At 69.0% G+C, this 22,880-nt stretch carries 21 protein-coding genes; 10 read left to right on the forward strand and 11 right to left on the reverse strand.

Going from position 1 to position 22,880, the window contains the following annotated elements; all coding sequences use genetic code 11:
• Positions 1 to 127: 127 nt before the first annotated feature.
• The 6 genes from Dsi01nite_RS54695 to folE all read right to left on the reverse strand — a co-directional run bounded on the left by Dsi01nite_RS54695 (position 128) and on the right by folE (position 4,609).
• A complete protein-coding gene (locus Dsi01nite_RS54695; protein WP_203854464.1) occupies positions 128 to 811 on the reverse strand; it encodes a nucleoside/nucleotide kinase family protein in 684 nt (227 codons plus the stop codon).
• The gene (locus Dsi01nite_RS54700) at positions 808 to 1,911 is read right to left on the reverse strand and encodes a nucleoside phosphorylase-I family protein (protein ID WP_203854465.1); all 1,104 of its coding nucleotides are present in this window, start codon (positions 1,909 to 1,911) and stop codon (positions 808 to 810) included. Before Dsi01nite_RS54700 ends, Dsi01nite_RS54695 begins: the two co-directional genes overlap by 4 nt.
• Positions 1,908 to 2,813, reverse strand: a complete 906-nt coding sequence (locus Dsi01nite_RS54705) for a hypothetical protein (protein WP_203854466.1) — start codon at positions 2,811 to 2,813, stop codon at positions 1,908 to 1,910. Before Dsi01nite_RS54705 ends, Dsi01nite_RS54700 begins: the two co-directional genes overlap by 4 nt.
• Complete coding sequence (locus Dsi01nite_RS54710; RefSeq protein WP_203854467.1) at positions 2,803 to 3,531, reverse strand: 7-carboxy-7-deazaguanine synthase QueE; 729 nt, start codon at positions 3,529 to 3,531, stop codon at positions 2,803 to 2,805. Before Dsi01nite_RS54710 ends, Dsi01nite_RS54705 begins: the two co-directional genes overlap by 11 nt.
• Positions 3,528 to 3,905, reverse strand: a complete 378-nt coding sequence (locus tag Dsi01nite_RS54715; protein WP_203854468.1) for a 6-pyruvoyl trahydropterin synthase family protein — start codon at positions 3,903 to 3,905, stop codon at positions 3,528 to 3,530. Before Dsi01nite_RS54715 ends, Dsi01nite_RS54710 begins: the two co-directional genes overlap by 4 nt.
• A gap of 104 nt (positions 3,906 to 4,009) precedes the next feature.
• Positions 4,010 to 4,609: a GTP cyclohydrolase I gene (folE, locus tag Dsi01nite_RS54720; protein WP_203854469.1), complete on the reverse strand. Its 600-nt coding sequence runs from the start codon at positions 4,607 to 4,609 to the stop codon at positions 4,010 to 4,012.
• A gap of 544 nt (positions 4,610 to 5,153) precedes the next feature.
• Between folE and Dsi01nite_RS54725 the strand changes: the two genes are divergently transcribed.
• Positions 5,154 to 6,185, forward strand: coding sequence for an NAD-dependent epimerase/dehydratase family protein (locus Dsi01nite_RS54725; RefSeq protein WP_203854470.1), 1,032 nt, complete (start codon positions 5,154 to 5,156; stop codon positions 6,183 to 6,185).
• A 125-nt stretch (positions 6,186 to 6,310) separates the two neighbouring features.
• On the opposite strand, the gene Dsi01nite_RS54730 is transcribed toward Dsi01nite_RS54725, so the two are convergent.
• The 5 genes from Dsi01nite_RS54730 to Dsi01nite_RS54750 form a co-directional block, all read right to left on the reverse strand.
• On the reverse strand, positions 6,311 to 7,735 hold the full coding sequence (locus Dsi01nite_RS54730; protein ID WP_203854471.1) for an XRE family transcriptional regulator: 1,425 nt from the start codon (positions 7,733 to 7,735) through the stop codon (positions 6,311 to 6,313).
• Positions 7,736 to 8,665 (reverse strand): phosphotransferase enzyme family protein, encoded by a 930-nt coding sequence (locus Dsi01nite_RS54735; protein WP_203854472.1) that lies wholly within the window; start codon positions 8,663 to 8,665, stop codon positions 7,736 to 7,738.
• A complete protein-coding gene (locus Dsi01nite_RS54740) occupies positions 8,662 to 9,906 on the reverse strand; it encodes an NsdA family TPR-like regulatory protein (RefSeq protein ID WP_203854473.1) in 1,245 nt (414 codons plus the stop codon). Before Dsi01nite_RS54740 ends, Dsi01nite_RS54735 begins: the two co-directional genes overlap by 4 nt.
• A gap of 387 nt (positions 9,907 to 10,293) precedes the next feature.
• Positions 10,294 to 10,491 carry a DUF397 domain-containing protein gene (locus Dsi01nite_RS54745; protein WP_203854474.1) on the reverse strand — a complete coding sequence of 66 codons (198 nt, stop codon included), beginning with the start codon at positions 10,489 to 10,491 and terminating at the stop codon, positions 10,294 to 10,296.
• Entirely contained in the window at positions 10,488 to 11,399 is a 912-nt protein-coding gene (locus Dsi01nite_RS54750; protein ID WP_308442157.1) for a helix-turn-helix domain-containing protein, read from the reverse strand. The genes Dsi01nite_RS54745 and Dsi01nite_RS54750 overlap by 4 nt, the downstream gene beginning before the upstream one ends.
• Before the next feature lie 1,258 nt (positions 11,400 to 12,657).
• Between Dsi01nite_RS54750 and Dsi01nite_RS54755 the strand changes: the two genes are divergently transcribed.
• The 9 genes from Dsi01nite_RS54755 to Dsi01nite_RS54790 all read left to right on the forward strand — a co-directional run.
• Entirely contained in the window at positions 12,658 to 14,112 is a 1,455-nt protein-coding gene (locus tag Dsi01nite_RS54755; RefSeq protein WP_203854475.1) for an APC family permease, read from the forward strand.
• A 451-nt stretch (positions 14,113 to 14,563) separates the two neighbouring features.
• Positions 14,564 to 15,430, forward strand: a complete 867-nt coding sequence (locus tag Dsi01nite_RS54760) for a hypothetical protein (RefSeq protein ID WP_203854476.1) — start codon at positions 14,564 to 14,566, stop codon at positions 15,428 to 15,430.
• A complete protein-coding gene (locus tag Dsi01nite_RS54765; protein WP_239137220.1) occupies positions 15,430 to 16,659 on the forward strand; it encodes a pyridoxal-dependent decarboxylase in 1,230 nt (409 codons plus the stop codon). The genes Dsi01nite_RS54760 and Dsi01nite_RS54765 overlap by 1 nt, the downstream gene beginning before the upstream one ends.
• On the forward strand, positions 16,653 to 17,291 hold the full coding sequence (locus Dsi01nite_RS54770; RefSeq protein WP_203854478.1) for a hypothetical protein: 639 nt from the start codon (positions 16,653 to 16,655) through the stop codon (positions 17,289 to 17,291). The genes Dsi01nite_RS54765 and Dsi01nite_RS54770 overlap by 7 nt, the downstream gene beginning before the upstream one ends.
• 46 nt (positions 17,292 to 17,337) lie before the next feature.
• Entirely contained in the window at positions 17,338 to 17,508 is a 171-nt protein-coding gene (locus tag Dsi01nite_RS54775; RefSeq protein ID WP_203854479.1) for a hypothetical protein, read from the forward strand.
• Positions 17,509 to 18,287: 779 nt separating this feature from the next.
• On the forward strand, positions 18,288 to 18,527 hold the full coding sequence (locus Dsi01nite_RS59150; protein WP_373318969.1) for a helix-turn-helix domain-containing protein: 240 nt from the start codon (positions 18,288 to 18,290) through the stop codon (positions 18,525 to 18,527).
• A gap of 5 nt (positions 18,528 to 18,532) precedes the next feature.
• The gene (locus Dsi01nite_RS54780) at positions 18,533 to 19,867 is read left to right on the forward strand and encodes a class I adenylate-forming enzyme family protein (protein ID WP_203854480.1); all 1,335 of its coding nucleotides are present in this window, start codon (positions 18,533 to 18,535) and stop codon (positions 19,865 to 19,867) included.
• A gap of 457 nt (positions 19,868 to 20,324) precedes the next feature.
• On the forward strand, positions 20,325 to 21,113 hold the full coding sequence (locus Dsi01nite_RS54785) for a hypothetical protein (protein ID WP_203854481.1): 789 nt from the start codon (positions 20,325 to 20,327) through the stop codon (positions 21,111 to 21,113).
• 411 nt (positions 21,114 to 21,524) lie between these two features.
• Positions 21,525 to 22,880 (forward strand): hypothetical protein (locus Dsi01nite_RS54790; protein WP_203854482.1); only part of this gene is annotated, 1,356 nt, incomplete at its 3' end.

The following is a 22,880-nucleotide window of genomic DNA, read 5'->3' on the forward strand; positions in this document are numbered from 1 at the left end:
GCCGGTGGCCCAGGTGACGCCGTGGCAGACCGTTGCGGTGCCGGTGTGGTGGTTCATGGATGCAGACGTCCGTTCTTCGTGCGTGCGGCGGATCGACCTGCGCTGTAGTACGTGCGCAGCGTGACAATCAGGCGGTGACAGTGAGGATGCGCCGCTCGTGGAGTAGGCCGGTCACCTCCTGCAGTACGTCGTCAGGCTTCATGGTGGTGACGTCGATCGGGGCCCAGGCGTCGTCGGCGTACGCGAGGAGGGCGTCAGTGACCCGCTGCTGGTAGGCCACGAAATCGTCGCTGGTGGGTCCGGTCCGGCCGGCCTCGAGCGGCGTGAAGTGTTCCTTGCGCCGCAGCGCTTCCTCGGCGGCGACATGGAGAAACAGGATCAAGTCGGCGGGCGTGAGGTGGGCGAAGACCTGCTGGGCGAGGCCGGTCGGCACATCGGGGTTCACCGCGTACCGGGCCAGGATCTTGTGGTGGGTGTTGTCGAGGATGACGTGCGTGCCGGCCTGGAGCGCGGGGCGGACGACAAGCTGGTCTTGCAGGGTGTACCAGGCGGCGAGCGCGAGGAGCCAGTAGTGGTCGCCGCTGGCCTGGCCCACGCTGGCGTCGCGGCGGTATACGACCGCGTTCACCGCGTCGAGGTACCGCGACAGCTCAGGGCTCCCTTGGACGTTGACAGTGCGTTTGCCGACGAGGATCACCGGGAGGCCAGCAACGGTGCACGCCTGCTGGAGCGCGGCGGCGAGCGTCGACTTTCCGGCGCCGTCGATGCCAGTGACGGCGATGAGCCGGCCCACGGCCTGGGTGGCGTTCACAGCGGGTTACTCCGATCGTTGGTCGTTGGGTGCGGGTCGGGCTGGCGGAGCCGCAACCGAAGGATGCTGTCGATGCGGTCGAGCAGTCGGGCGCGTCGTTCCACGACAGTGCCGATCCGCTCGTTTGACAGGTCTGCCGCGTACGTGCGGGCGAGGTTGTTCGACACCACGTGCAGGTAGCCAAACGCGATGCAGGCGTCGGCGGCGGCGCGACCCATGTGCCCGATTTCGGGGTCAACGAAGCTGCGTCCCTGTTGGGTACGCAGCCAGTCCTGCCCTTCGAGCAGGATCGACGGGGATGACACGTGGGTGCCCGTCACGACACCACCTTGCGCGACGGCGAGGCCGCCGAAGTAGTCGTGCCACGTGACGTGCTGGTTGTGCAGGATGCTGTGATTGCCGGTGGCGAGCGAAGTGTTCGGGGCGATGGCTGGGTCGAGTGATCCGACCTTGCCGACGTACACGACCTGGCGGGCGCCGAGGGCGGCGAGCCGGCTGACGACCCGGCCGGCGACGTCGCCCCAGATGCTGTGCAGGTATCCGAGATACAGCACTGGCCGCCCTTCGACGGCCGTCCGGCACCAGGCGTAGCCGTGGCCGTAGGTCCATGCGGCGTCCGGAACGAGGTGCCCCAGACCCCAGCCGACAACGACGAGTTCGCTGCCGCCGATGCCGATGTTGAGCTGGTCCACGGCGGCCTGGCACTGGGCCTCGGCGGGCAGCTCGTAGTACACCTGGCCGTGGTACCGGCCGCGCATGCTCAGGTAGGTGGCGATGATCAGCGCGTAGTGGTGGACATACTCGGTCCCCGGGAAGCACTTGACGATCAACTCGTCGCCGTCGGGTTCAGCGGTAGGGCGTTGCCAGTTGAACAGTTTGTCGTTCTTCTCGGCGGTCGACACGACGCAGTTGCGGTCGTAGGCGCCGACGACCCGGATTCGGGACCAGTCGCGGATGTCGATGAGATGGTGCAGCTTGATTTTCAGGTAGCGCAAAAGGCTGCCGAAGCTCATCGTGTGCCGGTACGCGTCGACGGGTGATGCGCCGTACCGGCCGGGTGGCGGGACGGGCAGGACACGGTCGGAGGCGGTCGCGGTCATTGCGCCTCCCGGATTTCGACCGGGCAGTTAGCCGCGTACCGTACGGCGGCGATATTGTCCCGGACGATCCCGAACCGGGCCGGGTCTATGACGCCGAGCCGGTCGACAGCCGGTGTCGGGATCTTCTCGTACGGCCCGTCTGGATGCATCCGGACACCCATGGCGCCGAGGATCACCGGCGCGGCGCAGTCGACGGAGACGATCCAGTCGTGCCGGCGCTGCTCGAACAGTTCCAGGTGCCCGGCCCGGCCCAGCCCCAGGAGTCGGTAGACGATGCCGGGCTCGACCATGCCGTGCGCGTCGAGGTAGCCGGTTGCGGCGATGCGATTCTTCGACAGATCGCTGCTCGGCGTCTTCCTGCGCGATGCCGGTAGCGCGATGCTCCCCACGTAGCCGCAGCCGACGAAGTGTTCGTAGCAGCGCAACCAGTCGTCGTCGTTGGCCGCGTGCACCACGGCGCACAGCCGCAACGTCCAGCCCAGTTCCCGCAGCTCGGCCGCTGCCCGGTCGCTCGCCCGTATCGTGCCCGGCCCATCGTGCATCACGTCAGGCAGGATGATCTCCGCCGCGTTGACCGCTTGGGCGGCCCGCAGCAGATCCAGCGGCGGTAGCGACGCACCGAGGTCGAAGACGCCGTTGTCGACGACGATCTCCGCGCCGCGCGCCGACTCTTCGGCGAAGAACTCGCGATAGGCCGGATCGTGCAGGACGCGCTGCGCGGCGACGTGATGCACGCTTGCTGGCGTCTGGCCGACGAAGTCGCGGAGATACGGTGCGGGCGCGATGACCGACACCTCGATCCTGTCCGGTCGGCGCTGGGCTGCGGCCGTCTCGGTCTGCGGCCCTGCCGAGGACGTGCACGGCGTGCCGATCGCATCGATGCGCAGGCTGTCAGCGTCCACGGACATCACCCCACAGCAGGATGTGTACCCGGCTGCTGAGGTGCCAGCCGCGATCGAGCACCGCATCCGCCAGTGCCTGCGCGCGGTCGAGTACCTCCCTGCTCGACGTGCCTTCCGGCATCACCCAGACCGGGTCCAGCCCGTGCGCTGCCTGCACCTGCGCGACCTCATCCAGGTCCGACAGGTCGCCGGCGACGAACTTGAACACCGCCCGGCCCGAGGCCAGCAGCGCGGCCAAGGCGTCCGGGTTGAACCGGCGCTGCTGGTCCTTGGCGCCAGCGAACCTCGACAGTTTCGGCGACACGTTGAACGTCGTCCCGGCAGCCACGAGTTCGGGCGCGGGGACGATGGTGCCGTTCGTTTCCACCTCGACGCGCCGACCCGCTGCCGTGATCGCCTCAACCAGCGGAACAAGCCGGTCCTGCTGCAGGAGCGGCTCACCGCCGGTGATGACCACCAGCTGTGCAGGCTGTGCCAGCAACCAGGCCGCGACCTCCGCGACGGTACGGTGCGTTGTGTATTCGCGCAGGTCGAACCGAGACGTATCCCATGTCTCCGGGGTGTCGCACGGCGGGCAGGACAGATTGCACCGTGATAGCCGCACGAACGCCGCCTGCTGGCCGGCGCTGGGTCCTTCACCCTGAAACGTCGGCCCGAACATCTCCGCGACCAGCAGCGGCCGCACCGTGATGTCCGCCGAGCTCGCGAGGGCGTTCATGACGTTCCCGGCGTGTACTCGGCGAAGGTCAGCTCGGTCTCCGACACCCGAGCCATCGCGACGTGCACCTGCTCTGGTAGATCGAGGTGCTGCACGCACCATTCGTAGATGTGGGCGGCGAGACGCTCGCTCGTCGGAGCAACGTTCAGGACGTCGTTGAGGTCCTGATGATCCAGGTGGTCTCGCAGGTAGTCGCGCAGCGGACCGAACTCGCCGAAGTCGACGACGAACCCGGGACCGGTCAGCACGGATGAGGTCAGCACGACCTCGACGACATAGCTGTGCCCGTGCACCCGTCCGCACTTGTGCCCGTCCGGCAGGCCCTCCAGATGGTGCGCTGCCTCAAACGTGAACTTCTTGCCGATGGTGTACACCTACACCACCCCCGATGCCGTACCCGTGCCACGCGAAACGACGACCTCGGCCCGTCGCGGGACCGCCGGGTCGGTTGCCATGCCGTGGACGCGCGTCATGGCGATCACCGCTGCCCGGTCAGCGTCAGGAACTCCGCGCGGAGGCCGGCGTCGGCGTCCAGGCCACCGCGCCAGGTCGTGGTAACCGTCGCGGTGTCCCGTGCCCGCACGCCGCGAACGGTCATGCACAGGTGTTCCGCGCGGACAATGACGCCGATCCCGCCGTGGTCCGGCACGACCTTGCCGAGCTCGTCGGCGATGTGCTGGGTCAACCCTTCCTGCACCTGCAGCCCGCGCGCGGCCTGCTCGACCAGCCGCGCGAGCTTCGACAGGCCCAGCAAGCGGTTACCGGGCAGGTACCCGACGGTCGCGGTGCCGACGAACGGCAGCAGATGATGCGAGCAGATCGCGCCGAACGGCACCTGTTGCACGATGACGAAGCCGCGGTGGTGCCCTACGTTGTCAAAGTCCGTCGCGGTGAACGGCGCGGGCGTCAGCAGCTCGGCGTAGGCCTGCACCAGTCGTTCCGCCGTCCGTTGCATGTGCGGTGCGCTGGTGTCGACGCCAAGCGCGACCAGCATCGCCTCCGCAGCAGCTGTGGCCGACTCGATGTCAGGGTCTCCCGCAGCGTTCGGTGATAGCGGCGGAAGCTCGGTCATGGTCATGTGGCGTGCTCCTAGGGCCTGGTCGCGAGGGACTACAGGTCGAGATCGACGGTGACGAGAAGGTGATCGGAAGCCGGTCGGGTACCAGGGTTGCGGCTGGTGGACGCGGTAGCTGTGCGCGATGTGAGGGTGGAGGGTAGAGCCACGGTCGGGTACTCCTTCCTGAGCAAGAGCAGCGGCAAGGAGCCGCTCGGTGCTCCAAGCCCGGGATCACGCACGGGTCGTCAGCGACAGGGTGTGGCGCCCTTGCCGAGGCGCTGTCGCGCTTCGGACTCCTACGTCTCGCCACTTGGGTTCTGTATCGACGCAGGATTCATTGACTACCGTCGCCGAATGCACCTTCGGCGGGAATACCGACCTGCGGTCCGACCTGACGTACCGACCTTCGGTCCGACCAGGTCTTGAGCAGGGCAGATGCGGCAGCATGCCGGACAGACCGGCACTCATTTGGTTGTCAAGGCGAGGTGAAGGTTCGAAGCTCGCCGGAGGGAGCGCGGTCGCCAGCATCTGTCCGAAGCTGCCGCGTGTGGGACATGATGGCCGGATGCGGTTGCTCATTCTCGGCGGGACTTGGTTCCTCGGGCGCGCTCTTGGTGAGGCCGCGTTCGAACAGGGTTGGTCAGTGACGACGTTCAACCGTGGTGTCTCCGCCTTTGATCTTCCTGGTGTGCAAGTCATACGAGGCGATCGCGAGCAGCCGGGTGATTGGAGCCGGCTCGCCGAACACGGCCCGTGGGACGCGGTCATCGACACAATCGGGTACGTGCCGAGCCAGGTGCTCGCCGGCGCTAAGGCGTTGGAGCCGGTGATGGGACGCTACGTTTTCCTATCGTCAGTCAATGTTTATACCGGTTGGCCGAACGAGCCGCTCAATGACGTGTCGCCCGTGTTCGACTGTCCGCCTGATGCGGACGCTGACTTCGGGGCAGACCTCGGCTACGCCGGCCAGTACGGCGCGCTCAAAGCCGGATGTGAACGAGCCGTCGTCGAGACGATCGGAACCGATCGAGCAACAGTGCTGCGGCCCGGCGTCATCCTCGGGCCCAACGAGTACGTCGGACGCCTGACGTGGTGGCTCGCACGCGCCGAACGGGGCGGCCATTTGCTTGCACCCGGTCCGCCGGAACGGCCGATTCAACCTATCGATGTTCGGGACGTTGCCAGGTTTGCCATGCGCTGCGCGACCGGGCGGCAGAACGGTTCGTTCAATCTGACCGCCCCGGTCGGGCATGCAACATTCGCTGATCTGGTCTCTGCCTGCATCGACACCACCGGTGCCGACACTGAGCCGGTGTGGGTAGATCCGTCGTGGCTCGTAGAGCGCGGAGTGCAGCAATGGACCGAGCTCCCGCTCTGGCGAACCCACAGTGGAGTCTGGAACGTGGATAGCTCGCGCGCCACCGAGGAGGGGCTGCGCTGCCGGCCACTGGCTACAACGGTCGCCGACACGTGGTCATGGATGACCGCAGGTGGAGCTGCGGTTACCGGCAGCGGCGAGGCTAGTCGCGCCGCTGATCATGGACTCGCAACCTTGCGGGAGCTCGAAATTCTGCGGGCCTGGACGATGCGTGCTTAGCCGGGATTCGGCGGTCGGCTGAAGCCGTCCGCAGCTCGTTCAGCGTCACGTCGCCGGGAGACTATCGACCAATTCGAGTGCCGTCCGAGGTCGAGGGCATGCTCCGATGTCATCCGTGACGCGACCTATGCTGATGGAAGCTCAGGCGGAGTGGCTGCAGTTGTGGTGAACGCGAACGCCTCGTCAGCTATCTCTCTGGCGGCGAGGACCGGGCGCCACTGGGCGGCCGAGACGATATCGTGCACCCGTTGGACACGACCAAGTAACCCGGCACGCCTCCAACCCGGTGGCATCGACCACAACGCCGTCAGTGTGTCCAGGGCGGCATCGGCATCCTCGGCGAGGAGTTGGCAGGTTGCGAGGTCAACCGATGCTTCGGCCTCAACCGTGGACCAGGGCTCCGCTGTCGACTCGGAGAACGCATTGAGCGCTCGCCTTGCAGCCACAGCAGCCTCGTGCGTACGTCCGACCTCGAGCCACGCAGTACTCGCGCTCCGCATTTGCTGCGGCGCGGCGTAACCGAATTCTCCGCCGATGAGGTCGTGCAGCTCGTCGTTGCCTTCATCGCTACGGGCGTCGTCGGCTGCGTCGAGGGCGTAACGGACTTCCTCGGCAGATCCGCGATGGGACCATGCCCGCGCCAAGATGCTCAATGCTCGTACCCGGGCTATCCCGGTCGGCGCCAACTCGGCCGCTCCGGTGGCGTACTTGACAGCCTCTGCGGGTCGTCCAGTCCAGTACGCCTCGGTTGCGAGCAAGCCCAATGCGTATGCCCGAACGCCAGCGTGCCCGATGAGTATGCCGTACTCATCGGCTGCACGAGCGTACTGCTGGGCCGGTCTCCAGAGGCCAAGGTCGATGCTGGCACTCGCCAGCAGCGAGACGGCCTGCGCCAACGTGAGGTAGAGGTCATTGAGCTGCGCCGGCCGCTGCGTCTGCTGTGCGAGGTGCGCGGCCTCGTTCCGGATGCGCAGTGTCTCGTCCACTACATCCGCGGCAGTGAGAGTCGCAAACCGACGCGCGACGCTACGAACGTCATCACCCAGTTGATCGATCTCGCCGTTCGGCAACGTCCACCGCCCCAATTCGCTGGCATGTCTACTGCACTCGTGCGCTGCTGAGACGAGTACCTGCTCAAATCCAACATACCCGCCAGTAGTCGGTGCGGTAGCAGCTGCCGCGTTAGTCGGCCACCATCCCGTCGCGGGGCGACTCATGTGCAGCTGTGACGAGGTTCCGGCGGTACGTCGTGGACTGTAGAGACCGAGGTGGGCGTCGGTAGCGGCGTCGAGGATGTAACGGAGGGCGGCACGGCGTTCGTTGCTCGGCCAGCGGTGTTCGCCGCGTTCGAGTTTGCCGATCCAGCGGGCGTCGACGTAGTGGGCGGTGAGGTTACGGTGTGGGTAGAGCTGGTCGAGTGCGGCGTTGACTCCGTCGGCGAGTTCGCTGCGGGAAGTGCGCTGTCCGGGCCGCCGTGGCGATGGTAGTCGTTCGCGTGCCGCGCTCAGTAATGTGTTTGGCGTGATGGGAGTGTCTGGATGTCGGGGCATTCACGCCTCCCTTTGCTCAGGTTGGCGGAGGTCTGCGAACGGCGTCCAGCGGATGTCGGGGCCGTCGTTGATGATGGATTGGAGCCGGATCTGGAATTGTTCGGCGACGTAGGGGCTGCTGGCGAGTAGTGGTACGGCGGCGGCGACCATCTTGAGTTCGCGGGCTTCGCGGAAGGTGGGCCAGTCCGGGTCGGTGGTGATGTCGTAGCCGTAGGCTGCGGCGAGACCTGCGTGGGCGCCAGTTCGGCCAAAGCGGGATTCGCCGACGGCGACGGCGGCGAGGTCGACTTGCCAGGGGCCGGTGCAGGTGGCATCGAAGTCGCACAGTACGACGCGGTCAGGACTTTCGCGGAGAAGGTTCCCGATGTGAGCGTCGGCGTGGATGAGTCCTCCGGCAGCTTGTGCGTTGAGCCTGGCCACGCGCGGTGCCAGCTGGTCACACCATTGCAGCAAGACCTTGCGATCGCTGTTGTTGAGCGCCTCGGCGTCAACGATCCGGCGGCGCGCGTCGCCGATAGGGTCCCAAGCGGGTAGGTCGAACGTCGGCGAACCCAGCGCGTGGAATTGCCGCAGGACGTGGCCGAGATCGTGGACGGTTGGTTCGGGCAGGCATGTTGGTACGTACGTCCAGATGGTGGCGAGCAGCCCATCGACGGTGAAGGGTTGTTCGTGTCCATGGGCGAGCCGGATGGTGGGTGCATCGATGTCTGTGAACCAAGCACCCAGGCGGGCGAGTTTATGGACCCGGTCGTGCAGACCGTGTGACCTGGCAACTCGGATGACGAGGCCGACGTCGGGTAGTGCGAAGACGGCATTGTTGGTCAGCCGTAGCAGCCGCGCCCCGTCGCTGGGGATGTGAAGGTCGCCTGCGATCTTCCGCATCGCGTTGGTCATGGCGGTTTCGGTGAACCGGCCGCTGGTCATCGTCATGCCGGCGTGCCTGACGGGCTAGGCAGGGCGTTGATGAACGCGGCCACCACTGGTATGCGCTGATACGGGGCTGCGTCGCGGCGAAGGTTGGTGACCCGGTCGGTGACGCGGCGGGAGGTGAGCCGGTTCGCGGGCATGAGCATGCGTTCGCCGAGGGCGACGGCGTGTTCAGGCTCGCCGGCCAGGAACAGGGCGCTGATGAGGCCGACTTCGTTCAGGACCATGCTGCGTACGTTCTGGGATCCGAATGCGGCGATGGCTGCGCTGGTTCGGTCTACGGCGTGGCTGCCGTGTTTGGGGTCGCGGCGGGCGAGGTCTCGGTAGACGCGGCCGTGCTGGGCGAGCAGTTCGCCGTGATCATAGAACCGCATCCAGTCCGGCTCCTCGTCGGTCCGCCGACGGTCGAACGCGCTTTGGGCCTGGCCGAGCGTGGTGAGGGCGGCGTGTTGGTCGCCGAGTGCGGCCTGTGATGCCGCTTGCGCGCCGAGCAGCATGGCGGTGACGCCTGGCGTGGTGGCGGGATCGAGCTGGTGGATGGTCTGGGTCAGGACGTGGAGGGCGGCGCGGTTGCGCCGCAGGTGTTGCAGCTGCCGGGCGCGGCAGTATCGGATCCGCGCGGTCAGTTGCCGGTCGTCGGCTGCGGTCCGTTCGGCTGTGAGGAAGTGCTGCTCCGCGTTTGCGTGCCGGCCGGCGTCGAACGCGGTCCAGCCGGCGAGCTGCTGCACGGCGGCTACGGTGGCGAACAATGACGGTGCGATGGACTCGGACATTCGGTGTTCGAGCAGCGTTGCGGAGCTGGCGGCGAAGCGGTTGAGTTCGTCGGCCAACGCGCCGCCCCCGACTTCGTAGTCCAGGGACCGGTACAAGGCGAGCACAGCGCCGAGGCGTTCGACGTCGGCGGTACCAAGTTGCCGCTGCTGCAGGATTGAACCGCCCAACAGGCCGGATGCGGCGGCGACGGCAGCGATGCAGCGCAGGAGATCGCGACGCGACTCATCGAGGTCGTTGACGTTGGACGCCGCTTCGCTGTGCCGAGGGCTGTACAGGCCGAGGTCAGCGTCGGAGTGGCAGCGGAGGGCAGCGCGGAGGGCAGCGCGCCGTTCGTTGCTGGGCCAGCGGTGTTCGCCGCGCTCGAGTTTGCCGACCCAGCGCGCGTCCACGTAGTGCGCGGTGAGTATCCGGCCGGGATAGAGCCGGTCGAGGCCGGCGTTGACGGCATCGGCCAGCTCGACGCGGGACATGCGCTGTCCTGGCCGCACAGGTGAGGCCAGTCGTCGGCGAGCGTCGGCAAGCCGCGTGTTTGGGACAATGACCGTGTCGGGACGGCGGGGCAAGGCACCGACCTCCCTGTGAGATGCGAATCTGCCTGATTGTGATCGCCCGGCAACCTGAAGTGAATTGACAGGTAGCATCGCACCATTCGTGTGTATCTCGCCACCCGCAATTGCCGGTCGCGGGTGAACGGAGATAGTTCTTCTCAGCCGTGCCACGTGAGATGAGATCGTCGGGCGTGAACAACGGGCGGGCGGCCGGTCCGGTACGGCAGTTGGGTCCCGACGATCGCTGTGCGGTTGACCGGTGCGGTGACGTCGGACGGCCGGCCTGCACTCGTCACCAGTTCTGCTGGGTTACAGGTCGAAGTTCCCGGCCCGCACGGTGTCCGTGAACTGTTGCCAGGCGAGCGGGCCGAACTCCAGAACCGGCCCGGCGGTGTCCTTGGAATCGCGGAGGCCGATGGTGCCGTCGTCGGCCCACGCCACTTCGACGCAGTTGCCGTCGTCACTGCGGGTGGATTTGCGCCAGCTGGTGTAGGTCCGTGCGGTCATGCTGCTGCTCCTTCGAACGGCAATAGTGCCTGCGCGGTCTTGTGCAGCAGGCGGAGACTCGGATCAGGGTCGAGGGCGGCGGCCTTGAGCTGGCGATGGAGGCTCAGGTAGGGGGCGATCTCTTCCGGCTCGGTGTGAACGAAGTCCTTCCGGAGTGTGTCAACCGCGACGGCGCTGGAGCCGACCGTGTCGCGATATCGGTAGATCGAGTGCGCCGACCGCGGAGCACTGTGGCCTCGGATGGACGCGTCCATCGGCAGGACGTGGACCGTCACGGATGCGTGAGTCGCGCATACCTCGATGATGTGCCGCAGCTGGTCGGCCACGACGCCGGGTTCGGCCGCGCAGCGGCGGATCGCGACCTCGTCGAGGACCACCTCATACCGCGGTCCTCCGCTGGCCAGCAACAGTTTCTGGCGGTGGGCACGCGCGGCGACCGCGACGCGAGGGTCGAACGTGTCGGGATAGCGGGTCGGGTCGCTGCGTAGCCGTGCGTCGGCGAACGCGGCCGTTTGCAGCAGGCCGGGAATGAGCGACAGGGCGTACTCGGCGATGGACGTGGTGCCGCTTTCGAGGTCGGCGTAGAGCGCCTGCCGGGCACCCATCCGTTCCGCATCCGCAGCCCACCAACCTTGCGCCCAGCCGTCGGTGGCGGCATCCATGATCGCCGTGCGTCGCCTGACGCCGACGGTCAGATACTCACAGATCGCGCTGACCAGGTCGATGTCTGGACCGAGGCGCCCATTTTCCAGTGCGCTGAGCTGCTGGCGCGAGAACCCGACGTCATGCGCGAGTGACTCGGCCGTCATGCCGTGCTCGCCTCGCAGCCGGCGGATCTCACGCCCCAGCCATCGCCGCCGGACGTACGGACTGGGACGAGTCACCGGCAGCCTCCACCATGGGTCCACGCGAGCCCGGATGGCGTTGAGGGCCGGCCGCGTGCACTCAATGTAACCCCGGCTGCCGTCTTGATGATCTTGACGGTGCTGCCCGGTCGTGGCGAACGGGCAGGTCAAGGCCCGGTCGGACTGAAGGTCGGTACGGGAAGTCGGACCGCAGGTCGGTATTCCCGGCCGCACGAGATTCCGTGATCGTTGACTCGCAACGAGTTATCCGTCGATGGATGGCGTGGCGCCAGCGGGTCGGAATCGCCACTCACGGTATCGAAACGTATCCGTCACCGCCATGCGGCGGGGCCGCGATGACACCGACCACCTGCCAAGGGCCGGCGTCTCGAAGTCGCCTGATGAGGCGCTAGGAGGGTGAGAACGATGAGCCGAATGTCCGCGCAGCGCAGAGCGCCAAGCACCGTGGACGGCACGGCATCGCACCTCGCCAACAGAGCTGGCCGGGGGCGGGTGCTTGCATCATCGCCGCTCGCCTCCGGCCTAAAACGCACAACTGCGACCCCGGGCTGGCGCCGAGGGACGCCGGGGGGACGGTCGTGCATGCCTGCGGGATCGGTCGGGGCGGCTCGTGGTGGTCTTACAGCCGAGGACGCAACCACAGGGTCGTCTCGCCGCCTGGCCGACGAGCCGGCACGCGTCCCCGCGCGGGTCGGGATCGGCGACCGCAGGAACCGCGGTGGCGTGCCGGGAGGCGGCCGGCACGCCACCGCCCCGCCGAACGTCCACGCCCGGTACTGCCCTGGCGCGGCTCGGGACACGGATCAGCGCGTCATCCGCGGCTTGCCGGCATGCCCGACGGCCTAAACCGCCATGCCTCCATCTGTCGCGTAAGTGTCGCGCCGCGACGCACAGCATGACGAAACACGAGACCCGGGGAGCTTCACATGCCACCGACTAGACCATCGCCGAGCACCACGCCGTCACGCGGGCTGCACGGCAGCATGCGCCGGGTGATCCGGCCGGACCCTGATCGGCAGGGTTTCGCGGTTCGGATCGACTGGCCAACCGTGGGCGGAGACCCGGTCAGCCATGACTTCGTGCAGTTCACGGTGAATCTGTCGCGGGCGTGGCGACGTGCCGCTCGTACGCGTCGGTTCTGGCGGCGGGGGCCGGTCCGGCCACGTGCGGTGACGGTGGCGCCGATGGCGTGGTCAGTGTTCGCCGTGCATCGGCAGGGGTGCAGCTCGCTGGACTGCCCGACGGTGGCTCCGCTGTACGGGATGGCCGGGGGTGATGGGGTATGCCTCCGGCGGCAGGCTTGATCCGCAGACACATCAATAGCTTCAACGCGTGGCAGTTCATGATCGGCGCGACGTCGCCAATGGCGGTCCTGGTCGGTGGTGTGGTCAACACGTACGCCACAACCGGTGTGCTCGGCACACCCCTCGCCTTCCTGATCGTCGGCGGTGCCTTGGCGTTGCTGATGGTCGGCTACCTGGCAATGACGAACAGAGAGGGCAACGCCGCGCCGGTGTATGCGTACCTGGGGCTGGGAGTCGGCCCGAGCTGGGGCATCGCGGGCGGGATGCTGATGTTCGCGGCGACGAACGCGATCCAGATCTCGTTGTACGGCCTGCTCGGCGCGACCACCGCCGAGCTGACCGGCGTCTGGCATTGGACGGGCTGGGCGTTGGCCGCGTGGGCGCTGGTGGCGGTGTTCGGGCTGGCGAACTTCTCCCTCGGCAAGGTGTTCATCGCGATCGTGGGCGTGGCCGAGCTGGTGATGATCGGCGCGGTGATCCTGGCCGCGTTCACCCATCCACACGACGGGCAGGTCAGCACGGCGCCGATGACGGTCGGGGCGCTGTGGGATCAGCGGGCGACGGTCGGTGGCGTGTTCGCCCTGACGGTGGCTGCGTTCGTGGGGGTGGAGAGCGGGGCGGCGTATGCGGAGGAGGGCAAGACCGACAAGACGATGGTCCACGCGACCGTGGCGACGCTGGTGGTGTTGCCGGTGCTGTACTGCGCGATGGCGTGGGCGCTGCCGGTGTGGACCGGCCCGGACCAGATCGTCGCGGAGGCCCGCAACGCCGGCCACACGGGGTTCCCGTTCACGATCGTCGCGGAAGGCTACGGCGGCGGGATGGTGGCGTTGGCGCAACTGCTGATGCTGACCAGCTTCTTCATCTCAGCGCTCTCGTTCCATCAGGTGATCGGCCGATACGTGCACGCGATCGCACGGGAGAGGGTGATCCCGGCCTGGCTGGCTGACGTCGGTCGCATCGGGGGCCGGATGGCGGGGGCGACCGCGCCGGCGTCGCTGCTGCAGAGCGGCATCGCACTGGCGGTGATCGGGAGCTGCGCGCTGCTGCGGGTGGATCCGATCGGGATGTTCATCTGGCTGTCGTCCGGTGCCGCGGTCGGGGTGCTGGTGACGCTGGTCGGCGTGTCGATCGCGACCGTGCTGTATTTCCGCAAGGGCGGCGGCCTCGGCCGCGATCCGTTGATCGTGCGGACCGCGGGTCCTGTGCTGGGCGCGATCGTCGGCAGCGCCTTGGTTGCGGTGATCGTGGTCAACCAGGCCGCGTTGCTCGGCGTCACCAGCGTCGGGTTGCAGGCGGTGATCCCGCTGCTGGTGCTGGTCACGATCGTGGCTGGGCTCTGGTACGCGCGGCGGGTGCGCCGGTTGTGGCCGGACCGGTACGCCGCGGTCGGCAGGGGCCGCCCGGACGAGGTCATGGTCCCGGACCAGCAGGTGGGTTTCCGTGTCTAATCAAGCCCAACCGTATCCCGACAATGACGAGACTTCCTCGCAGCAGCCGGCACGGCGTCCGCTGTATCTGGTCCGGCCCGCAGCCGATTCCGACGCGACCGATCAGCAGGGAACGTCTGGCGTGGCCCGCGGCACCGCCTCGACTGGCGCCGACACCACGTGGTTTGCCCCTGCACCCCGCAATGGCGAGGGCCCAGCGCAGCCCGCCGGGACGGAGTACGCCGGGATTGAATACGCCGGGACCGAGTACGGCTCAGGCATGGGCCGAGGTGACGACAGTGGCAAACGTGACAGCACCGGGCAGCGGCTCGCACAGGCCGGTCGCCGGGCGGGACCGCCGTATTTCGATGGTGCACCGGCGACCCCGCCGGCGTACCCCGGACCCGTTCCTGGCGGGATCGCCACAGCTGGTGCAGCGACCGCTGTCGTTCAGTCCGCATCCGGGCAGGTGATGTCGGCTGAGCAGGTGCACGAGGCGGATGAGCCGCCAGGGCCGCCGGGGCCGCAGCTGGTGGGGATGCCGTGGCCGCGGCATCCGTATGACCTGCGACCTCCGTCACCGGACCTGGTCGGCACGGTGCCGCGCCGCCCGGACGCGGAGCTCGACTTCGACGAGCGGTCGGCGGTGGCTGAGCTGCGGTGGGCGGTGGTCCGCCGCCTGACGGAGATCACCGCGAACCATGCCGAGGCGGCGTGGAAGCTGAGACACAACAAGCCGGTGAGCCCGACGCTGGTGGTGTTGCTGTTCGCGGTGCCGTTCGAATATCAAGGCATGCTGCGGCTCGAGTTACGCGCCGACGTACGGACGTGGCATCTGAGCGACCGGGTCGCGGACCCTGCGGCGGTGCTGCAGGAGATGGCGATGCTCGTGCACCGCGGCTGGCGGCAGCAGGGCTCGAGGTTCGACGTGCGGGCGCGGTTGACGAACCAGGCCGATGAGGGATGGACGCCGCCGGATTGGCGGCGTCAGCCGGAGTTTCTCGGGGTGGCGTTGTCGACGTTGGACACCAGCGTCTACGGCCCGTGGAAGCGGTTGCGGGGCCGGATGATGTCCGGCGACGACGTGCCCAGCGAGGTCCTGGTCCAGCTCACCGACGGTGGCCGGATCCGGGTCATGCGGCACGGCAGCAAGGAGTATTACCGCGTCGATCGGCAGGCCAGCACGTCGCTCAACCCAGACGGCCGGCCGCCGTTCCTGCCGTGGGAGTCCAAGCTTGCGCTGAACAGCATCTGGCCGACTGACCCGGCCGCGTACGTGTGGCATTTCCTGGCCGAGCTGACCCGGACCATCTACTGGGGGTGGCCGGCGTGGCGCTGATGACTGCGGGACCGTTGACCCTCGCCGAGGTCCGGGATCTGCACCGGCGGTGGCTGGCCGGGTCCGAGTTCGACATCGGTTACCCGAACGCCGTGGATTTCGACGTGTCGATGGTGCAGCGCCTGTTCGACGTCACCTTGAACAACGTCGGGCATCCGTTCGCACCGACTTCCGGGTTTTCCGGGCATTCGTTGCCGCTGGAGCAGCAGCTGATCCGGGAGCTTGGGGTGTTGTTCGGCTGGCCGCCGGAGTTGGTCACCGGGTTCGTCACCTCGGGCAGCACCTCAGCGATCCGGGCCGCGTTGTTGCAGGCCCGCCGCCGATTCCGCCGCCATGTCGTCGTGTACACCTCGACCGCGGCGCATACGTGTGTGGCGAAGGTCGCCGAGGAGCTCTGCATGCGACTGCAGCTGGTTCCGGCGGGCCTGGACGGGGTGATGGACGTCGCCGCGCTCACCGAACTGGTGGCGCAGCGCCCGGCTGGCGCGGCGGTGGCGGTGGTGGCGACCATTGGGACCACGATGGTCGAGGCCGTCGATAACATCCCGGCCATCCACGCCGCCCTCGACGCTGCCGACGTCGCTGATGACCGGCGGTGGGTGCACGCCGACGCGGCCCTGGCCGGCATCCCCCTTGCCATGCTGGACTCAGCCGACCGGCCGCGGTTCGACATGGTAGACAGCTGCAACATCTCCGGCCACAAGTACCTCGGCATCCCCATGCCGTGCGGCGCTGTGCTGCTGCGCGCTGATCGTTGCCTGGCCGCGGACGAGACACCCACCTACACCGGCGCTCCGGACCTGACCCCGGCCGGGTCACGGTCCGGGCACACCCCGCTGCTCATGCTCGCCGCCCTGCGCGGCTTCGGTATGACCGGGCTGCGCGAACGGGCCGCCACCTGCCGACGTGACGCGGCCGCGCTGGTGGAGCTGTTCACGGCTGCGGACGTACCCGCCTGGCGGCATCCGCTCGGGTTCACCGTGGTCCTGCCGGCGCCGTCGGAGCAGCTGCGGGCGCGCTGGCCGCTGCCACCGCCGGACGACGGCTGGACGCACGTCATCTGCATGCCCGGCAAACGATTCGAGGTGTACGAGCGCTTCGCCCGTGAGTACCTGACCGATCGCCGCAACACCACCAGCCGCCACCAGTCCGACCACCACGCACCTGACCAGCCCTCGTCTGCCCCAACCCCTGACGCCGACCATCGTGAGGACGCGATCGCATGCTGACCCTGCGCGCACCTACCCGGGTCCTGGACAACGTTGATGCCGTCCGTGCACCCGCCGCTGCTGTCGGCGCGACGCTGTACAGCCTCCGAGCCGGGCAACTCGTCCACGTCGACCCCGCCCAGAGCCCTGTCCAGAACCTGGTCCGGGACCGCGGGACCGGATGGATGTGCCAGCCCCTGGGCTCCGGCCATGGACGCGGTTGCCGGCTCGTCCTGCACGATGTCGACCTGGCGACCGCGCTTGCCCCGGTCCGGCTGACCAGCGACGGGCACCCGGACCCGGACCGTGACCCCGCTGCGTACCTGGCCGCGTGGCGCAGTCGCGTCTGGCGGCACAGCGCCCACTTCGGGCCGGTCGCCGACCAGCTCGCCGCCGCCGCGACCCGACCGGTACCGGGATCCGGCGGGGCACCGATCGCGTTCACCGACCGCGACAGCCTCCGCCGCTACGCCCTCGGGGCGCACCGGCATACGGTCGGACTGCAGACCTCGCTGGTCAAGCTGGGGCATTCGGGCCTGGTGACGGCAACGACCGTCGAGGGCACGGCTGCGGTCGCCCTCACCCTCGGGCTTCAACTGCACCGGCCCGCGGCGCAGGCCGTTGACCTGGTGGCCTCGGTGTCCAGGTCATGACCGGCGGGCAGTGCACGCGACGGTCGCTCGTGCGGGCGAGGCACGGATGAGCGCCGCACGCGGTGCCCCGAACGAGGCCGTGCGGCGTGGCAGCGTCCGTGGGCGCGAGGTCGTCACCCGCCTGTTCTCCCGGGGTCAACTCATGCAACGCCCCACCTCCCTCGGCTGCCATCACACCGGCGCAGCGGGCGATCTCGACGTCTGGAGCGGCCAGTGACCGGCAACGATGCCCCGCAGTCGAGTCAGATGCGGCTTGGCAGGTCAGCAGCCAGAGCCGGGGCCGGTGTCGCCCGACTCGCCGCGACTGCCAACCGGGAACCCTCCGCCGTCGCGCAACGCCGACTGACCGTCGCCGCTGGTGTCGCTGCGGTGCTCACGGTCGTGCTGTTCGCGGCGCTGATTACGATGCAGCGCTCCGACAGCGGCACCTGGCCGTCGAACCTCACCACACAACTTCGGGCGGCGGACTTCAAGAACCCACTGGCACGGGTCCTGGGTCCTGGTTCTTGGCAGCACGGTTGGCCCGTCACTACCGCGGCGGACACGCTGTGGTCCGTGTGGCCAGCCGTATGGCCGGCGCTCCGGCCATCGGTGTGGCGGGCAGGGGTGCACGATTTGGCGGCTGGCCGATGACCGCCGTCGGCCGCGGAACTCGCGTTTCTGCGCCACGCGCACGTCTCCGACCGCGCGTGCTGGCAGCAGAGCCAAGCGGTCCGCTCGAGCACGCCCAACGGCGGCAGCCCAGACCATCGGACGGGCGGTGGTGTACCTCTACCGCCGAAGGCAGCCGCCGTCCCCGCGGGGCGGCCACGTTTTGCGCCTCCCAGAGGGCTGCGGCCACCCCACCCCGCCCCGCACCCGTCCCACCCGTGCCCCTGACGCCTTACCGCCCGTTGCCCGCCGGAATGGTCCGCGGAGGATCCAATGTCGCAGCAGCACGAGCAGCAACACCCTCCGGGCAGAGGACGGTGGAGCGCCCCGGCCGTCCGCGACGACATGACCCGCCGCTACGTCAAGGACCTACAGTCGATCCGTCAGATCGCTGCCGCGATCGGCTGCAGCTACGGCACCGTCCACCTCGTCCGCACCTCGGCTGGCGTGACGCTGCGCCCGCACGGGGGTTCACGTCGCCGCGCCGCTGGGCCGGCCGTTCATTCGCCGGACTCGTCAACCGCACCGGCAGCTGTTGCCGCGCACGCCGCACCGCCGTACAGCCGTGCCCGAAACCGGGCGTGACGAGCATGATGAGCATCAGCCCGCTCGTGGCGCCGTCCGCTTCGACGACCGTCATCGACATCCTTACCCGGCTGCGTGACCTCGCCGTCGGCCACGGCGACCGGATCGCGGTCATCGACGCGCACCGCACGCTCACCTATGCCGAGCTGTGGCAGGCCGTGCACGCAGCCGGGACCGGGCAACGACTCGGCGACCGGATTGTGGTGCCGGTCGCGGCTCGCCCGACCGCGGCGACGGTCGTCGCGGCGTTCGGGGTGTGGCTGTCCGGCGGCATCCCGATGCCGGTCCCAGCGAACACCCGCATGACCCTGCTCGAGCCGTTGTTGCAGCAGACCGACGAGATCGGGCATTGGTGCCAGCCGTGGCGGGCGCACCTGCACACCGGACCCGGCGGCCGGCAGATTACCGTCACCGGCGGGCAGCCACCCACGAGCTCGCCGGTCGCTGCCGCGCTCGGCCTCACCATCGGCGGTACCGCGCTGCTGTGCGCGCCGCTGTACGCCGCGGCCGTGTTCGACACGGCGGTACGCCAGCTGCTGCTCGGCGGCACGGTCGTGCTACGGCACGAGTTCAACCCACGGGACTGGCTGGACACCATCGTGGAGACCCGCGCCGACTGGGCTGTCCTCGCCGCCGGGCAGGTGATGGCCCTGATCCAGCAGCAGGACAACCTGACCGGCAGGCTGAACATCGCCACCGGCACCCTGCGCCGGATCGTGCTGCCGGCGGCGGTCCCGGCGATCAACGTCGGCTACCTCGCCGCGCTTACCGCGCACACCGGCGCCGCGGTCACCACCTGGTATCACGCCCCGGTCTACGACGGCGCGCTCAGCACCCCCGGCGCGGTGCCGGCCAGGCTGACCCCGCTACCCGGCGTGCTGCTGCGCACCGTCGACCCGGCCGGCCGGCCGACGCCGCCCGGCGTGGCTGGGCTGATCGAGGCGTCCAGCAGCAGCGGCGCCACCGCGCACAGCGCCGACCAGCCGTGCACCCCGGCCGCGCAGTGGCGCACCAGCGGCGACATCGGCACCATCGACGGCGACGGCCGGCTCACGCTGCACCGCCTGGACCGGGCCCGCCTCTACCGAGCCTCCGCCGGGCCGGCGGATACGGCGAAGGTCCGCGTGGCCGCGCTGCAGCAGACGCTCAACGCGCACCCCGACGTCGCGTCCCACACCGTGCATGTCGTGCCCGACGCCGGCGGTGAACCCCGCGCCCATGTCCGAGTCCGCGCGTCGACCGCGTCGCTGACCCCGGCGGCCCTCGCCCGGCATTGCGCCGCCCTAGGCACCCCATGCCCGGCCGAGCACATCACCATCACCAGCAGCGGTGAGCTATGACGCCGATGACCCGACCCAGCGTCGGCCGGAACCCTGTCGCCGTTGACGCCGGCGACAGCCGACCGAGCCGTGTACGCCGCCACCAGCAAGGACCCGACGCCGGGCCTCACGCCACTGGCACGCTGCCGCCGCCCGGCGCCACCGGGTTCGAGGGCACCTTCATCCGCGCGCTGCACGCTCTCGCCGGCACACCCGCCGGCGCCGCTGCGATCGTGCCTCTGGACGTGAGCGGCTGCGACGGCCGGTGCGCCGTTCCGGCGATCTACGACCGCGCGACCGGAGCTTGGCGGCACCTGAGCAACCTCAGCCGCTGTCACCGTCTGACCACTACACCTCCTGGAAGCGACTGTCACTGATGACGCAGCAACGCTCAACCCGCGACGGTGCGGCCGGCGCACCGCCCGGCAGCCCCGTGGTAGACGGCCCGCCGACACTGACGTCAGTCACCATCGACTGGATGACGGCGGTCCGCATCGCCGCGGACCTGGCCGAGCACGGCGGCGACGGCGCCTACGTCGTCGAGCTGCTCGCCGGCCCGCTCAGCGGTGTCGACCCAGCCACCGCACGCCCGGACCACCTGCTGATCAGAGCAGCCCTCCTGTACGCCCGTGCTGTCGACCCGTCACCCGACCCGGCACCCGTGGCAACCTCCGGGGCATCGCCCGGCCCGGTTGCGGACGATGTCGCGTGGGCCCGCTACGCCTACCGGGCTGCCCGCACCCTGCACAGCATCGACCATTCGACGGCGATTGAGGCGACCGAGACGCTCGCGCTGGTCCTGACCAGCCGTGACCAGCACAGCGAGGCATACGCGTTGCGGCGTGACGTGATCCAGTTGCATCTGGACCGTGGTGATGTCGATGCGCACCTGGTAGCCCGGATCACCCTCGCCGCGCACCTGCACGACATGGGCCGGTGCGGTGAAGCGATCCGGGACGCCACCGCCGCCTGGCAGCAGTGGAGCACCCGCCACGACCCTACCGACCCGGTGTCGGAGCCGACGGCGTTGCAGGTCGCGAGCATGCTGCTCGCGTGCGGCCGGACCGACGAAACCGTCGCAGTCATCGACGCCGCCGACCTGAACCTCGGCGCCGACACCGACGCCGCCGGTGCGGTGAGCGGCGCCCGGGACGAGTTCCTGACCATGCTCGCCGCGAGCCAGATCGTGCACCGGGTGGTCTGCGCCCGCCGCCTCGACCGCACCCTCATCGCAGCCGCTGCCGCTGGCGACGATCGGGGCGCCTGATGAGCCATTGCCAGCCCACACTCACCAGCCGAGTACCCAGACAGGAACCCGGGCAGGAACCCAAGCAGGAAGCTGGGCGGACACGCAGGCGCTCGTGTCGCGGTGCCGGCCGTCCCGGCGGGGTCGTCCGTTCCACCGTCGACAGTCGTCCGGCGCGCCGGATCGCAACAGACTTCGGCCGCAGTCCCCGGGGTCACCACACCGTATGGCGCGACGACGTCCTCACCACGGTCGGGCGGCCGGTTGGCTCGCTGGGGTGCAGTGTGCCGGGTCGGTCATGCCGACGGGTCAGGCGGTGACCGAGCGATGAAGGTGCGGATGCCTCGGTTGACGCGCCGGGCAACAGTGCAACGCGCCGCGGCACTGCTCAATGAGGGCCACACTGATGAGGCACGGGCGTTGCTGGTACGCGTGCTCGGTCACCGTGACCCCCACACGACCCGCCCGGACGCGGTCCTGTTCGACGCCGCCGTGCTGTACGTCGACGCCGTTGACGCCGACCTTGCCGCCGTCCCGTCCGCGATCGCATGGGCTCGGTACGCGCACCGGGCGGCGCAGCAGCTGCACGACGGCGATCTGGAGATCCTGCAGGACGCCGCACAGACCCTTGCCGTCGCCTTGAACGCCCTTCCGGCACCGACAGAGGCGTTCAACCAAGCGTGCCGGGAGGTGATCCACTACGCCCGCCAGCGCGGCGACCTGGCCACCGCTGTGCGGACACAGAGCGCGCTCGCCTCGTCGCTGCATGCCTCCGGCCAGTGCGCGGCGGCGGCAGCCGAAGCAGTCGCCGCGGCGCACACGTGCCCACGGCATCCGGCGCAGGCCGCGTACGAGGCGATGGCATCCGCGTTCGTGATCCTGGACGTCTGCCACCAGCACGAGCACGCCGCTGAAATCGCTGCCCAGTTCCTGGTCACCGACCTACCCACCGAGCTGCCGTTCGCCCCGTTGCTGGACATCACGCAACAGCTCGGCCCGAACCTGCACGCGCACACCGCACAGTTCCACCACGGCGAGCTATGCCCACTCCAAGGCTGTGCGGTGCCCGCCGAGCCCAGCGATGTGCACACCCCGACGAACGCCACAGCAGACGGCGATACAGACGCAGCAGCGGCGCAAGCCACGGCCAGAGCCGCTATGGAGGGCGGGGTCGGGTATCCCGCGATCGTGCTGCGGTTGTGTACGGGGCTGCTGGCAGGGCACGACCCAGTAGACGCACCGGTCCACGGTCCGCTCGCCGACATCGCCGACCGGTACGCGCGCCTGATCGATCCCATGGCCGATCTGCAGGCAGGTCCCACGGCGTTGGCGTGGGCCCGGTACGCCCACCGCACCCGGCTGGCCCTGCTGACCGACGAGACGTTGATCGAGACGGCGACCGACCTGTATGCCGAGACGCTGCGTCGGCATGGGTACCCGGCCGCGGCGGAGATCGCGTGGCGGGATGCCGTCCGGCACGCCGCCGCTCGCGGGGACCTCAAGGGTCTGGACGTCGTCGACGTCTGCCGCGCGAAACTCGCCCACCTGCTCTACGGCGAAGGCCGCTGCGGCGAGAGCCTGGAGGAGATCCGCGCCGCGGTGCACGCCTGGCAGCAACGGCACCCGCAGCCGGACGTCGTGGGGATCGGGCTGGCGGTGCAGGCGGCGTTCATGCACGGCGGCTGCCACCGCCACAACGAGACCGGGCAGTACGGCAGCCAGATCCTCATCGCCGTGCGGCCGGACCGTGAACACCACCGGTACATCCGCGGGTTGATCGGATACTTC

Source organism: Dactylosporangium siamense (assembly GCF_016862795.1).
GTDB classification, from domain to species: Bacteria; Actinomycetota; Actinomycetes; order Mycobacteriales; family Micromonosporaceae; genus Dactylosporangium; species Dactylosporangium siamense.